11 protein-coding genes are annotated in these 13,892 nt (G+C 47.7%); 5 read left to right on the plus strand and 6 right to left on the minus strand.

The genetic code is table 11. The annotated features are described in order from the left end of the window. From ACNA7P_RS07565 to ACNA7P_RS07575, 3 genes are all read left to right on the plus strand, one after another. Positions 1–316, plus strand: a 316-nt coding sequence (locus tag ACNA7P_RS07565) for a S16 family serine protease (RefSeq protein WP_416258014.1), incomplete at its 5' end; no start/stop codon positions are given. Between the two features lie 272 nt (positions 317–588). Then, positions 589–861: a nucleoid-associated protein HU-beta gene (gene hupB / locus ACNA7P_RS07570; RefSeq protein WP_416258015.1), complete on the plus strand. Its 273-nt coding sequence runs from the start codon at positions 589–591 to the stop codon at positions 859–861. Positions 862–991: 130 nt separating this feature from the next. Further along, complete coding sequence (locus ACNA7P_RS07575; protein WP_416258016.1) at positions 992–2,854, plus strand: SurA N-terminal domain-containing protein; 1,863 nt, start codon at positions 992–994, stop codon at positions 2,852–2,854. 151 nt (positions 2,855–3,005) lie between these two features. Here ACNA7P_RS07575 and ACNA7P_RS07580 read toward each other — a convergent pair whose 3' ends face one another. From ACNA7P_RS07580 to ACNA7P_RS07605, 6 genes are all read right to left on the minus strand, one after another. Next, positions 3,006–4,742 carry a BatD family protein gene (locus ACNA7P_RS07580; protein ID WP_416258017.1) on the minus strand — a complete coding sequence of 579 codons (1,737 nt, stop codon included), beginning with the start codon at positions 4,740–4,742 and terminating at the stop codon, positions 3,006–3,008. 5 nt (positions 4,743–4,747) lie between these two features. Then, entirely contained in the window at positions 4,748–6,556 is a 1,809-nt protein-coding gene (locus tag ACNA7P_RS07585; protein WP_416258018.1) for a tetratricopeptide repeat protein, read from the minus strand. Next, a complete protein-coding gene (locus ACNA7P_RS07590; protein WP_416258019.1) occupies positions 6,553–7,566 on the minus strand; it encodes a VWA domain-containing protein in 1,014 nt (337 codons plus the stop codon). The genes ACNA7P_RS07585 and ACNA7P_RS07590 overlap by 4 nt, the downstream gene beginning before the upstream one ends. Beyond that, positions 7,559–8,032, minus strand: coding sequence for a DUF4381 domain-containing protein (locus ACNA7P_RS07595; RefSeq protein WP_416258020.1), 474 nt, complete (start codon positions 8,030–8,032; stop codon positions 7,559–7,561). Before ACNA7P_RS07595 ends, ACNA7P_RS07590 begins: the two co-directional genes overlap by 8 nt. Next, entirely contained in the window at positions 8,029–9,021 is a 993-nt protein-coding gene (locus tag ACNA7P_RS07600; RefSeq protein WP_416258021.1) for a DUF58 domain-containing protein, read from the minus strand. The genes ACNA7P_RS07595 and ACNA7P_RS07600 overlap by 4 nt, the downstream gene beginning before the upstream one ends. Before the next feature lie 61 nt (positions 9,022–9,082). Beyond that, entirely contained in the window at positions 9,083–10,042 is a 960-nt protein-coding gene (locus ACNA7P_RS07605; protein ID WP_416258022.1) for an AAA family ATPase, read from the minus strand. A 123-nt stretch (positions 10,043–10,165) separates the two neighbouring features. Here ACNA7P_RS07605 and fadI point away from each other — a divergent pair, with 123 nt between their 5' ends. Together fadI and fadJ are read left to right on the plus strand one after the other, a co-directional pair. Next, positions 10,166–11,509, plus strand: coding sequence for an acetyl-CoA C-acyltransferase FadI (gene fadI / locus ACNA7P_RS07610; protein ID WP_416258023.1), 1,344 nt, complete (start codon positions 10,166–10,168; stop codon positions 11,507–11,509). Continuing rightward, the gene (gene fadJ, locus ACNA7P_RS07615) at positions 11,509–13,635 is read left to right on the plus strand and encodes a fatty acid oxidation complex subunit alpha FadJ (RefSeq protein ID WP_416258024.1); all 2,127 of its coding nucleotides are present in this window, start codon (positions 11,509–11,511) and stop codon (positions 13,633–13,635) included. The genes fadI and fadJ overlap by 1 nt, the downstream gene beginning before the upstream one ends. Positions 13,636–13,892 lie beyond the last annotated feature (257 nt).

Below are 13,892 nucleotides of genomic sequence, written 5' to 3' on the forward strand. Positions count from 1 at the left end.
TATTGCTATGGTAACTTCGTTGGTGTCTTCATTAACGGAGATCCCAGTGCGCGCAGACGTAGCGATGACAGGTGAAATCACTCTTCGTGGTGAAGTGTTAGCGATTGGTGGATTAAAAGAAAAATTACTTGCTGCGCATCGTGGTGGCATTAAGCGGGTATTAATTCCTAAGGAAAACGAGCGAGATCTAAAGGAAATAGCGGATAATGTTAAGGCAGATCTGGAGATTTTTCCTGTACAGTGGATTGATGATGTACTTCAGTACTCACTCGCTGAAGATCCATATAAGAAGATGAAAAATAAGAAGAAATCCTAACTTTATGGGAATAAAGAGGGGGCTGCCATAGCTCCCTTTAATAAAAATTGTTAAATAAAAGCGAAAAAATGCTTTTCATAAAAAATCACTGTGATAGCCTAGTAATCAGCCGCCCACCCCATGTATGTAAAGGCATTCAGGGAAATAGGGTGTCTTTAAAGTAAGCATTAAGAATGCTTGAACTAATGGTATAAGCTTGTTATAAACTTTGCTGGACCATTTTTTGAATGGAACCATGGAACTCCATAATAACAATCTAAGGGGATGATACTGTGAACAAGTCTCAACTAATTGACAAAATCGCAGCAGACGCAGAACTTTCTAAAGCAGCAGCTGGTCGCGCACTTGATTCTTTCATTAGCGCGGTAACTGACGCACTGAAAAGCGAAGACCAAGTAGCACTAGTAGGTTTCGGAACTTTCACTGTACGTGAGCGTTCAGCTCGCACTGGTCGTAACCCACAAACTGGTGAAACGATCAACATCGCAGCAGCTAAAGTACCAGCTTTTAAAGCGGGTAAAGCACTAAAAGACGCGGTGAACTAAGTAGTAAGCATTACAAAAACGTCGCGAATTCTGTGTTATACTCGCGGCGCGATGACTACAAAAAGCGCATCGCTCGATGCGCTTTTTTAATGTCAATTATTTAACAACTGTAGTTGGAATGAGTAAAACGATGCTCGAACGGATACGTGAAGGGGCTCAAGGCCCAGTAGCTAAGGTGATCTTGGTTTTAGTAATTATAACGTTTGCTTTCACTGGGGTAAGTGCTTACCTAGGTGGTAGCGTTGATGATTATGTAGCGAAAGTGAATGAGCGCGAGATCTCTCGTACCGATTTTGATCGCGCATATCAGAACCAACGCGCCACGATGGAACAGCAGTTTGGTGAAATGTTTAATTTACTTGCCGCTGATGAAGATTACATGCGAGAAATGCGCGCAGGCGTATTAGACCAAATGATTGAAGAACAACTCGCGATTGAGTTAGCAGCCAAAATGGGCTTGTCACAATCAGCTGATTCTCTACGGCGCGCCATTCGGCAAATGCCGGAGTTCCAGATTAATGGCCAGTTTAGTAATGATATTTACCTTCGTCAGCTAAGCAATGCGGATTTCTCGCCAACAATGTTCCGTGATTACTTACAGGAACAAATGAGCCGAGTAGCGCTGATGCAAGGTGCGTTTGGTAGTGAATTTGTATTGCCGAACGAAAACGAGCGCTTGCAGGTTCTGCAAAATGAGCGTCGTAGCGGTAAATACGCGGTGATTTCTGCTGCAAACTTCTTAGATGATGTAGAAGTGAGTGCTGCGGAAATCGAAGAATTTTACTTTCAGAATCAAGACGCATTTCGCCAAGAAGAACAAATTCAACTTGCCTATCTTGAACTTGATTTTAACGATGTAATTGCCAGTATTGATATTGATGAAGATAGAGTACGCGATTACTACGATAATAATTTAGCAGCGTTTAGCAGCCAAGGTTCTCGTTCAATTGCCCACATTTTAGTTGAGTTTGGCAGTGACGAAGATGCTGCGTTTGCGCGTATGCAAGATATTCAGAACCGCTTAAACGCGGGTGAGGATTTTGCCGAGCTTGCTGCTACGGAATCGGATGACATTTTCTCTGGTGCTGACGGCGGCGATTTGGGATTGTTAGAGCGCGATACGCTCGATCCAGATCTGGAAGATGCTGGCTTTGCTCTGAATGCAGAAGGTGATATATCTAATATCGTTCGCTCGGAGTTTGGTTTTCATCTAGTAAAACTTACTGAACTGAATGAAGCAAGCACTCAAGAGTTTGCTGAAGTAGCTGCAATGATTCGCAGTAACCTTGCCCGTGAAGAAGCGGATCGAATTTACTTCGAGCGTCAGCAAGAATTAGCTCGCATCACTTTTGAAGTGGACCATACGCTTGATGAGGCTGCAGAGGCACTTGGTTTATCGGTGAAAACTTCGCCATGGTTACGCAGAGATCAACCAACTGAAGGGTATGATGCTCCGGAACTATTACGCCAAGCGTTTTCCGATGACGTGCGTGAATTAGGCTTAAACTCTGAATTAGTGGAATTAGATGAGCGCAGCTTAGTAGTGCGGGCCGCTGAATATCAGGCACCACGCGTTCTGGATTTAGCTGAAGTTACCGATGATATTGCCAACTATCTGCGCGACGAAAAAGCAGAGCAATTCGCAGCAGAACGAGCTGAAAATCAGTTGCAAGCTTTATTATCAGGTTCTGCAGCGGATCTTGAGTTTACTGAGATAACTGCAGCAGGGCGTTTCGGTAGTGAGCTACCTGGTGCAGTGCGGCAACAACTTTTTCGTATGCAATTGAGTGAGTCAGCTAATTACGTACAAGTAACACTTGCTAACGGTGATGCTGCAATTGTTGCGCTAACCGATGTGTTGCCAGGCGCAGTGGATCCAGAGCAGGAAGAGCGCGCTAAGCGTCAGCTGGAAGGTCAATTTGCTGAGCTAGCCTACCGGTCGTTGATGGATGCATTGAAAGCCAATGCAAAAATCGAGCGTCGCAGACTATAAGTTAACGCCTGCAGTAAATATCCGTGCATACATGAGAAAGCCCGCTATAAGCTAGCGGGCTTTTTTTATTGGTGCGCCGGGCACGGCGCGTAGCGCCTTGACGGGCGCTGTTCCCACAACAGAACGCCCACTACAGAATTACCCAGATTATCTAATGTGGGTAGAGGCGTGGTAACGCATCATCAAGCCTTGGTTTTTGGTGTAGCTCTTGTACACATTTCCACAACGCGGCCCCTTCGCGCCATTGCTGCGGTTCTTTGCTGTACAACGCTGCTTCTATGCCCACTAAGTGAGTTTGTAACGCCTCCGAGCCTAGGGCTCTGGCAACATGGAATAAGCCACGAGCCGGCTGGCCAGTGCGCGCTTGGTGCCATGCGAGTAATGCGGTTCTTACCTGTTGGACAGAATTATTCTTGCACGCTTGTTTGAGATTATGCAGGGATTGGCGCGCATTCAACGGCACATACTCAGCTGCTGTTTTCGTTGGCGTTTGCTTTGCTCGATTAAACCACCATAGCAGGCCTGTAAGCAGCCATCCGGTAGCTAGCAGTACAGTTGCTAGCTGCCAATAGGTTAGCAGCTCATGCAGCTCTTCAGGAACGGGCGTGTGGCGTTGCCCAATATCGGCAATATCAGTTTCAGCTACAGTACTCGTATCCTGGCTAGAACTTTCAGCTTGCACGCTGCCAGGAACGTTTAAGCCACCAGGCGGTACTGAGATGGTAACCGTACGTTCAGGAAGGTTAGCAAACTCTAACTGATCGGTACGGGTGTTCCACCAAGGAATTTGCACTGCGGGTAAGGTAAATTCGCCAGCATTTGCCGGCACAATTGCTGCAGTATAGGTAGCGCGAGCAATGGCAACCCCGCGAATAAGAGTACTTTCCTGTTGTCCTCGGTCAGGGTAAACCCGAAATCCGTCTGGGTATTCTACTGAAGGCATCGGCAATTGCTCAGGGCGGGCACCTGCGGCTGTAATTGTGATGCGCCGAGTAATAGGCTCACCGATTACATAACGAGTGCTATCTGGATCCCACTGTTCTTCCAATGTAACTTGTTCGCTTGGCAACCACTCTCCAACGAAGCCCGCCGGGCGTGGCCTTACCTCTATTGCTAAATCAGCGGAACGTGTGCTTACTGGCTCAATGCGGCCTAGGGCGCTGAAGCTTCCTGGTTGCGTTCTCCGTACTTGGCCATCGAAGCGAACACCTGGCACCGTAAATTCGCCACTTCTGCGCGGTGTAATTGCATAGGTACGGGTAAGTACTTGAAAACGACGGCCATCAATTACTTCTTGGCTTTGTCGATCTTGGCCTAATTGCTCTACACTCGCATGCTCGATAGATGGCAGGCTCAAACTACCAGTTTCTAGCTGTTCGCCAAGATATAGTTTTACGGTGTATGTCACCTGCTGTTGTACATAAGGAGTTTCGGTACTTAAGCTAGCCTCAACAAACGAGTTCCGATCTTGGCTTGGTTGGTCGGCGGCGCGAACCACTTCTACTTTGATTGGCGCGGTGCTGCTGGAGCCTATAGCGAATGCAGGTATTTCGTAATTTCCCGCGCTAGGAGCGAGCAGCGTAACGCGCCACTCAGTACTTCGGGTGCGCTCACCATTGATGATAGACGTGCTGCTGCTTACCGAAGTGCTGCGAACTTCAAAATCGTTAATCAGTTGTTCAGGTGCAAACGCATCGCGCGTTAAGCTTTCATCGCTGGTGACCGTAAGAACAAATGCGGAATGCTCCACAACTGGATTACGATCAATACTAGCTATTGCCTGCTGAGCATCAGCAGCACTGGCCCAGCCCAATATCAAAAAAGCTGCGATAGCAAAGTATATGTGCCGCTGCAGGTAGTTTGCCAAATTAAAGGTTGGTGCAACCATATTGCCTAATTACCTCTTGGTGGTGCTTGAAAACGCCTGCGTTGCGCTTCTAAGCGTAAGCGATTCTGTAGCAGTATCGCTGGATCATCATCTAAACTGCGTAGCAACTGTTCCAGTTCTGCGGCTTCTTCTGCAGATAAGTTATCTAGCTCTGCCGCACGAGATTGTTGCTCTTCAGCGTTCTGCTCATGCGCATCGAACTCGTTGTCACTCGTATCCTGTTGTTCGTTATCAGAATCAGCTGGTGATTCGCTTACTGAGCTGTTTTGTTCTTGCTCATCTTGGCCTTGTGCATCGCTGGCGTCACCGTTTTCGTCAGGTTCGCCTTGTTGGTGTTGCTCACCTTCGTTATCCCCATTGCCCTCATCGCCTTGCTCTTGCTCGTTAGCTTGTTCTTCAAGTAGCGATTTCACTAGCTCAAAATTCTCTTGTGCTAGCTGCCAATCTGGCCGTTGCTGCAGTGCTTGTGTGTAAGCATCAAGCGCTTCTTCTAGCTGGCCAAGTTTTGCCAAACTATTGCCTAGATTATAATAGCCTTCAGGGCTGGGGTCGGCAGCAAATGCACTTGCTGCTTGCGCATAATCTCCCGCGCGATACCACGCCATCCCTTGGGCTAGCGGTTTGCGGAAATTCATTGCTGCTTGCGTGTAATCACCTTGTGAAAAGCGCTCTTGCGCGTACTGTTGCTGAGTAAGAAACGGGCGCTGCCAAGCTGGCAGCTTTGCAACCGAAGTACTTGTAGCTTGCGCGTTATTATCGTCTGCTATGCGGTTGTTATTGTTACTCGCGGCATAGATTGGCTGAGGTAGAATAATCACCGCTAACAGCAGGCTCCAAACTACACCGCGCCGCGCTGCAATTAGCAGCAAAGGAACGAGCAATAGCAATAGCCAAGGGCCAAAATCACGCCATTCATCGCCAGATTGTAATGCTTCGCTAATCGGGCTAGTTAAGGCAGGGAAGGTGAGCAGCTGCTCAACGTCTTGGTTACTGGTTTGAATTTGCGTAAATACCCCATCGGTTTCAGCTGCTATTCGTTGTAAATATTCCGGAATAAGTTGCGCAATAATAACGCGGCCTCGTTGATCGCGAAGCAAATCACCGTTGCTATCGCGAATGGGCGAGCCATCGCGTGTTCCGGCGGCGAGAATTGATACCCGATGCTGATTAGTTCTGAAAAAGCTGCGCAGTTCTTCCATATCTTCGCGCTGAATTCCCGCAGTAAGCCAAATGATTTCGCCATTTGCGTAGCCTGCATCAGATAGTAATCGATGAGCTTCTTGCATGGCTAATAGTGGATGGTTACCCGGCACAGGCATCATTTCTGGCGTTAGTATACGCATGCTTTGCAAAATTGTGTCGCCGTCGCGGGTAAGGGGAGTTACGGTAAATGCGTCACCAGCATAGGCGATAAAGCCCAATTGACCCTCATTGAAATTATCTACTACATCAATAGCTTTGAAGTTAAGCCGTGTGTATCGATCTGGCGTTAGATCTTGCGCTCGCGTAGCCAGGCTGGCATCAAGTACTAGCACTACGCCGCGATCTTGATTAAACAACGGCACCTCAATACGCTGCCAACTCGGCCCAGCAGCGGCCAGGATAGTGATAATCAGTGCGCTGAGTAGCATCCAAAAGGGCCAACGAGGCGATTTACTACTACTGCCCGTGAGCAAATGAGCGCTTAAATGCGCGGCGATCAAGTTCTGCCAAGCATTTTGCTTGTGGAGGAGGTGCCAGAGCACCGGCGCTAAAATGGCGAGCAGTAAAAGTAGCCATAACCACTCCGGCCGAAGGAAATGAAATGCGTTCATAGCTTCGTCCCCAGCTTGGTTTGGTTACGATTCAGCCAATAGCGAATACCGTAAAACCCCGTTTTCAAAAGCACTAATAACAAGGCTATAAGCAGCGGTATATGGGCTAAGCTAGTGCGTGGCCTAAAAAAGTGTTCGGCACCAATAATGGGTTCAATTTCATCAATTACGCGATAGATATCTTCCATTTCCTCGGTTGTTCTGGCGCGGAAATATAGTCCGCCGGTACTAATTGCTATAGTGGCCAGAAAGCTCTCGTCTAAATCTGCACTTGGATTTATAACGCGTTCGCCAAACAGGCCTTGGATGCGCATTTCGTCGGAACCAATTCCGATCGTATGAATTTTCACATCGTGGTTGCGGGCTAAATGAATCGCCTGTTCAGCATTAATCTTGCCAGTGTTAATCATGCCATCGGTGAGCATTAGCACAACTCGCTCTTTACTTTCTCGTTCGGTGAAGTAGCGAATAGATAGGGCAATAGCATCGCCTAATGCAGTGCGCTGGCCTGCGAGGCCAATTCGCGCTTCTTCTGCCAGTTGCGCTACCGTTGTAAGATCACTGGTAATGGGCACGTAAACGTAAGCTGAATCAGCATAAACGATCAGGCCGATACGATCGCCTTGGCGCCGGCGAATGAAGTCAGCCAAAATACTGTGCGCTGCTTCCAGCCGGGTAATACGACGCCCGTTGTAGATCATATCGTCCACTTCCATACTGCCGGATAAATCCAATGCGATCATGATCTCCCGTGCTTCCGGATTTAAAGCTATGGGTTCACCAACCCAACGTGGCTGGGCAATGGCGGCTACAATTGCCAACCAAATTAGGGTTGGGAGCAGCCAATAACAACGAATCTTGCGTGCTTCGGCCTGTTGCCGGATACGTAAAAAACGCGTTTGCGGCAGCCATAGTGCAGCCCTAGCTTGCGCCACAGGGGGGGTTAGCCAGCGCACAAGCAACGGTAGGGGCAGCAAAAGGAAAGCCCATAAGAACGCAAACTCAAACATGTTTTTGCTTCCTCGTAGCTACTTTCGGCAATCCTAGCTGCAACCAGCGCTCCATTAAACGCATATACTGTTGTTGCTGATTTTGGTTATTAGGCTGGTACACCGCTTGGCTAAACTCTTGCAGTTCCGCTGCGAATTGAGCTTGTTCAGCCGCTGGCATGGTACTGATTAGAAAACGTTGCCAATCACTACCTTGTAAAGCGGAGATATTTTCAGCGGGCCACACTTGCAATGCAGCACGTTTAACCACTTGATTGATTGCTGCAAGGCTATGGTTATGCTTGGCTAACTCTGCAGAAGCGGCACGATATACTTTGTGGCTCTTGAGATAGCGTAAGCGCCAAACGATTGCTGTGATAATCAGGGCGCACAAAATAACGAAAATGAGCCACCAGCCCCATGCCAATGGCCACCAACCTACCTGCTCTGCAAGTACAATATCGTTTAGCTCGTTCAGCGGATTCATGCTTGCCACCTGCGCCATTGCATCGTGGCGGGTAACGCTGCACTTATTTCAATGGTACGAATGGCCGCCTTTTTCAGAGCTTGTGCGCGTTGCTCATGCCAATTTTGGGCTTGCTGTTGCCAATCTTTACGGAAGGTATCACTAGATAAATACAAGCGATGTTGTTGCACACCATCGAACGCATCAATATCACGGCGAAAATCCGCAGGTAATCTTTCTTCGAATGGATCGGTAATTACTACTGCACTCACCGTGTGGTGCTTGCGTAATACCTGCAAGAGTTCTGTTGTATGGGCGTTCAGTTGGCTAAAATCACTAATAATCACTACATCTGCACCTGGCTTACAGAGCTTAATAAGCCGCTGTAATTGCGCATTCAGCGAGTTGCTATCACTATGTTGTGCATGCTGTGCTGTGATGTTCTGCGGATGTAAAGCTACCAGTTGGCGAAGTAGCAACAGCGCACCATGCTGGCGCGCGGCAGGTTTTAGTTCAACATGATGTTGGTTATTAAACACCACACCACCAATACGATCTCCTCGTTTCACGGTATGCCAAGCTATGCCGGCAGCTATATGTGCTGCTTGTACTGATTTTAATAACAGCTTTGAGCCAAACCACATGCTACTACTCAAATCAACACACACAAAAACGGGCCGTTCTTTTTCTTCCCGAAATAATTTTGTGTGGGTTTGCCCGGTTCGTGCTGTTACGCGCCAATCGATAGCGCGAATATCATCACCGGCTTGATAGTGCCGCACCTCATCAAACTCCATGCCGCGGCCGCGCAAGCGGCTTAAGCGCTGGCCTGCTTGCACAGAGGAGCCCGTTGTTCTGGGAATTGGTAGGCTCAATGGTTGATATCGATAGCGCATGAGCTCTGCAATATTGGTATGCACTCCATTGGCATGCGCAGCGTTAAGCCAATCAGTGAGGTCTGATTCGCTCAGTGTTGTTGCGGTGCTTGCGGATCCTGCGATGCGATTCATGGATGATACAACCTTCTTTATACTAACTTGAGGCACTCTGAATTATTGAACACATTACCGGTTAAGGAGCGGGAACAAGCTCTAAAATCCGATCAATAACCTGATCGCGGCTAATTCCTTCTGCCTCGGCTTCATAGCTAAGTATGATGCGATGGCGTAGCACGTTGTGCAGTAGTGCAGCGGCATCATCCGGAGTTACGAAATCACGGCCATCAAGCCAAGCGCGGGCACGAGCACTTCGATCTAAGGCGATAGTGGCGCGCGGGCTTGCTCCAATGGCAAGCCAGCTGGCTAGTTCATCATCATAAAGCTCGGGTTGCCGGGTAGCGATAATAAGCGCTACCAAATATTCCTCAACTGTTTCGTCCATGTGCAGGGTAAGGAGTTCCTTACGCGCCGCAAAAATGGTTTCTTGAGTAAGTGGATCGGCCATTGCCGCAGTGCCTTGCATACGTTCGCTACGAGTAAGGCGCAGAATTTGTTGTTCAGTTTGAGCGTTGGGGTAATCAAGGTTTAAATGCAGCAAAAAGCGATCAAGCTGTGCTTCTGGCAACGGGTACGTACCCTCTTGCTCAAGGGGATTTTGGGTTGCCATTACCGTATATAGTGCTGGTAACGGATAGGTATTTCTGCCCACACTAATTTGCCGTTCTGCCATGGCTTCTAGAAGAGCGCTTTGCACTTTCGCTGGTGCGCGGTTAATCTCATCAGCAAGAATCAAATTATGAAATAATGGGCCCTGTTGGAAAATAAACTCACCGGTTTCCGGGCGATAGATATCAGTGCCGGTTAAATCGGCAGGGAGTAAATCGGGGGTAAACTGAATGCGTTGGAAATCGCCTTCAACACCGCTCGCTAATGCTTGCACTGCCCGTGTTTTCGCTAAGCCCGGTGGGCCCTCTACTAGAAGGTGACCATCAGCGAGAATGGCGATTAATAAATGTTCAGTGAGGGTTGGCTGACCTAAAACTTGCGTTTCTAAATATGCTTGTAATTGCCGGAACGCGACCACTGCTGTCATAACATCCTCGTTTATTCGATACGTGCGAAATATTCATATTACGTCTATGGTTTTAATTTTCTACATTTAAAAGTAGAATCGGAAGATAAATTGTGGTCAGACCACTAATTACAGGGGTAATCTATGTCATCTTCACTACAACATTCTTCTCAAAAGCGAACCGAACAGCAGCGTTTGCGCACTGCTAACGGTGATCGTATTGCCATTGTTGCAGGCTTGCGCACACCATTTGCTAAACAAGCGAGCTACTTTCACGGTGTACCGGCTCTCGATATGGGCACTATGGTTGTGCAAGAATTAATTCAGCGTACCAATTTGAACCCAGCGCTAGTGGAGCAACTTGTGTATGGCCAAGTTGTGCAGATGCCAGAAGCCCCAAATATTGCTCGAGAGATTGTGCTTGCAACAAGCCTTCCCGTCAACACAGATGCGTTTAGTGTAAGCCGTGCGTGCGCTACAAGCTTTCAATCTGCGGTGAGTGTTGCGGAATCCATGTTGGCTGGCAATATCAGCGTGGGTATTGCTGGCGGTGCCGATTCTTCGTCGGTATTACCGATTGGTGTATCGAAAAAGCTAGGTAGAGCGCTTGTTGATTTGAATAAAGCGCGTTCGCTGGGCCAACGCTTAAGTATTTTTAAACGTTTAGGCATTAAAGATTTACTGCCTGTTCCGCCTGCAGTAGCTGAGTACTCTACCGGCTTAAGTATGGGACAAACCGCCGAACAGATGGCCAAAACTCACAATATTAGCCGCGCTGATCAAGATAAACTTGCTCATCGTTCTCACCAACTAGCTCATGAAGCATGGGAGGCGGGCAAACTTACTGAGGAAGTAATGGTGGCGCACTGCGCACCCTATAAAGAATATTTTGAGCGAGATAACAATATTCGCGGCAATTCGGATTTGGCTAGCTATGCGAAGTTACGCCCAGCATTCGATAAAAAACACGGTACGGTTACTGCGGCCAGTTCAACCCCGCTTACCGATGGCGCCTCGGCGGTATTGATGATGACAGAGAGCCGCGCCAAAGAGCTGGGCTATACCCCGCTTGGCTATATTCGCAGTTATGCGTTTTCAGCGATTGATGTATATGAAGATATGTTGATGGGGCCATCCTATGCTACGCCGATAGCGCTTGATAGAGCAGGAATGACCCTTAATGACCTCGATTTAATTGATATGCATGAAGCATTTGCCGCGCAAACTCTGGCGAATATGAAAATGTTTGCATCGAAGAAATTTGCTGCAGAAAAACTGAATCGTAGCAGTGCAATTGGTGAAATAGACGAAGCGAAGTTTAACGTAATGGGCAGTTCAATTGCCTACGGCCACCCATTTGCAGCAACTGGTACAAGAATGCTAACGCAGGTGCTACATGAGCTACATCGCCGTGGTGGCGGTACCGCATTAACAACAGCATGTGCAGCTGGCGGTTTAGGTGCTGCTGTAATTGTGGAGACAGAATAATGGAACAGAATAAAAGCGCATTTAGTTTAGCAGTTCGTGAAAACGGCATCGGTGTTATTACTATCGATGTGCCTGGCGAAAGCATGAATACTTTAAAAGCTACCTTTGCCGATGAAGTAGCTACATTAATGGAAAAAATTGAAAGTAATCGTGACCTCAAGGGCTTGGTGTTTATTAGCGGTAAGCCATCTTCGTTTGTGGCCGGTGCCGATATCCGCATGATCAATGAGTGTGAAACCGCGGTTGATGCAGAGAGTTTAGCTCGCCAAGGGCAGGCACTGTTTGATCGCATTGAAGGATTATCGATTCCAGTTATTGCCGCAATTAACGGGCCGGCATTGGGTGGTGGCTTGGAATTAGCGCTGGCGTGCCATGCACGTGTGGTAAGCGATTCAGCGAAAACTGTATTGGGTGTGCCAGAAGTGCAGTTGGGTTTATTGCCTGGATCGGGCGGAACCCAACGGTTACCGCGCTTAGTGGGCGTACAACAAGCACTTACGTTAATGCTTACCGGCAAGCAATTACGGCCCAAACAAGCATTGAAAATGGGCTTGGTAGATGAAATTGTACCGCAGAGTATTTTACTGGAAGCAGCAGTAAAACTTGCCGAGAAAGGTAAACCTCGAGCGAAGAAGCCAAAGCTAAACTTAGTGAGTAAAATTCTAGAAGGGCCGTTGAGCTCTGTATTGTATAAGAAGGCTCGGGAGCAGGCACAGAAAAAAGCACTGGGCAACTATCCGGCAATCGACAAGATTATAGATACGGTTGCCTACGGCATGGCAAAAGGTAAAAAAGCTGGCCTTGCGTATGAAGCTAAGCAATTTGGCGAACTGGCCATGAGTGATGTTTCGTATCAGTTACGGAATATTTTCTTTGCAACCACTGAAATCAAAAAAGAAACCGGTGCTGATGGCGTAAAGCCAACGCAAGTGCACAAAGCTGGTGTGCTAGGTGGTGGTTTAATGGGTGGTGGTATAGCCCATGTTTCAATTAGCAAGGCAAAAGTACCGGTACGCTTGAAAGACATTAATCAAGAGGGCATCAAGAATGCCTTGGCATACCATTACAAGCTGTTACTACCCAAGCTGCAGCGGAAGATTTTGCGTAAAACCGAGTTGCAGCAGCAAATGCTAATGCTCACTGGCACTACTAAGTATGATGGTTTTAAAGATACCGATATTGTAATTGAAGCAGTGTTTGAGGATCTCGAGCTGAAGCAAAAAATGGTTGCGGATATTGAAGAGAATGCCGCTGAACATACCATTTTTGCTACCAATACCTCGTCATTGCCGATTACTCAAATTGCCGCAAAAGCAGCACGGCCCGAGCAAGTAATTGGTTTGCATTACTTTTCTCCAGTAGAAAAAATGCCATTGGCAGAAATTATTACCCATCCTGGTACATCGCCGGAAACTATCGCCACCACAGTTGAATTCGCGAAACGGCAAGGCAAAACACCAGTTGTAGTGAAAGATGGAGCCGGTTTCTACGTGAACCGTATTCTTGCACCTTACATGAATGAAGCTGCGCGTTTGTTGCTAGCCGGTGAGCCAATTGAAGTGCTGGATAAAACCATGGTGAAGTTTGGTTTCCCAGTGGGGCCAATTACATTGCTCGATGAAGTGGGTATTGATGTTGCCGGCAAAGTTGCGCCAATCCTTACTGATGCGCTTGGTGAACGTTTCCGTGCCCCTGATGCGTTTAGTAAGTTGTTGGATGATGGCCGCAAGGGTAGAAAAACGAAGAAAGGTTTCTATCTGTATGATGGTAAGAAGAAAGGTAAGCACGTAGATTCTTCTGTATACGAAGTGGTGGGTATCACGCCAAACGCCAAATTAGCGAGCAGTGAATTGATCGAGCGTTGTGTATTGCCGATGCTGAATGAAGCTGCTTGGTGTTTGCAGGAGGATATTATCCGCTCTCCTCGTGATGGTGATATTGGTGCCATTTTTGGTATTGGCTTCCCGCCATTTCGTGGTGGGCCATTCCGTTACATGGACAGCCTAGGTGCGAAGTATATTGTGGAGCGTTTACAGCACTATGCTAACACTGAAGGAAGCCGTTTCCAGCCTTGCCAGCTGTTGTTGGATATGGCTGCGGAGGAACGTTCGTTTTATAGCAAATAATGCTCGTATTGTTTGCTTATGATAAAATAACCGCGCTGCTAGGCTGTATGGTTGGCCATAAGATGTGTTGCTATTGAATTGGCCACGAGAGCCTTAGCGCGGTGTGTTTATTCTTCAAGAAAGGTAAATGTAATGTTGTTATTTATCTTGCTTACAATAGTTTTTGCAGGCTTTTATTATATTCAGGCGTGGCAGTACGCCCTTGGTCCAAAGCGATGGGCAGTACTTGGCTTATTGTTTGGCCCACTGCTCCTGCC

The organism is Aliidiomarina sp. (genome assembly GCF_047920995.1).
Classification (GTDB): domain Bacteria; phylum Pseudomonadota; class Gammaproteobacteria; order Enterobacterales; family Alteromonadaceae; genus Aliidiomarina.

Excerpts from the sequence above, each read along its gene's own strand:
- ACNA7P_RS07575 (WP_416258016.1), top strand. The coding sequence starts at position 992 with ATGCTCGAACGGATACGTGAAGGGGCTCAAGGCCCAGTAGCTAAGGTG.
- ACNA7P_RS07580 (WP_416258017.1), bottom strand. The coding sequence starts at position 4,742 with ATGGTTGCACCAACCTTTAATTTGGCAAACTACCTGCAGCGGCACATA.
- ACNA7P_RS07585 (WP_416258018.1), bottom strand. The coding sequence starts at position 6,556 with ATGAACGCATTTCATTTCCTTCGGCCGGAGTGGTTATGGCTACTTTTA.
- ACNA7P_RS07590 (WP_416258019.1), bottom strand. The coding sequence starts at position 7,566 with ATGTTTGAGTTTGCGTTCTTATGGGCTTTCCTTTTGCTGCCCCTACCG.
- ACNA7P_RS07595 (WP_416258020.1), bottom strand. The coding sequence starts at position 8,032 with ATGAATCCGCTGAACGAGCTAAACGATATTGTACTTGCAGAGCAGGTA.
- ACNA7P_RS07600 (WP_416258021.1), bottom strand. The coding sequence starts at position 9,021 with ATGAATCGCATCGCAGGATCCGCAAGCACCGCAACAACACTGAGCGAA.
- ACNA7P_RS07605 (WP_416258022.1), bottom strand. The coding sequence starts at position 10,042 with ATGACAGCAGTGGTCGCGTTCCGGCAATTACAAGCATATTTAGAAACG.
- fadI (WP_416258023.1), top strand. The coding sequence starts at position 10,166 with ATGTCATCTTCACTACAACATTCTTCTCAAAAGCGAACCGAACAGCAG.
- fadJ (WP_416258024.1), top strand. The coding sequence starts at position 11,509 with ATGGAACAGAATAAAAGCGCATTTAGTTTAGCAGTTCGTGAAAACGGC.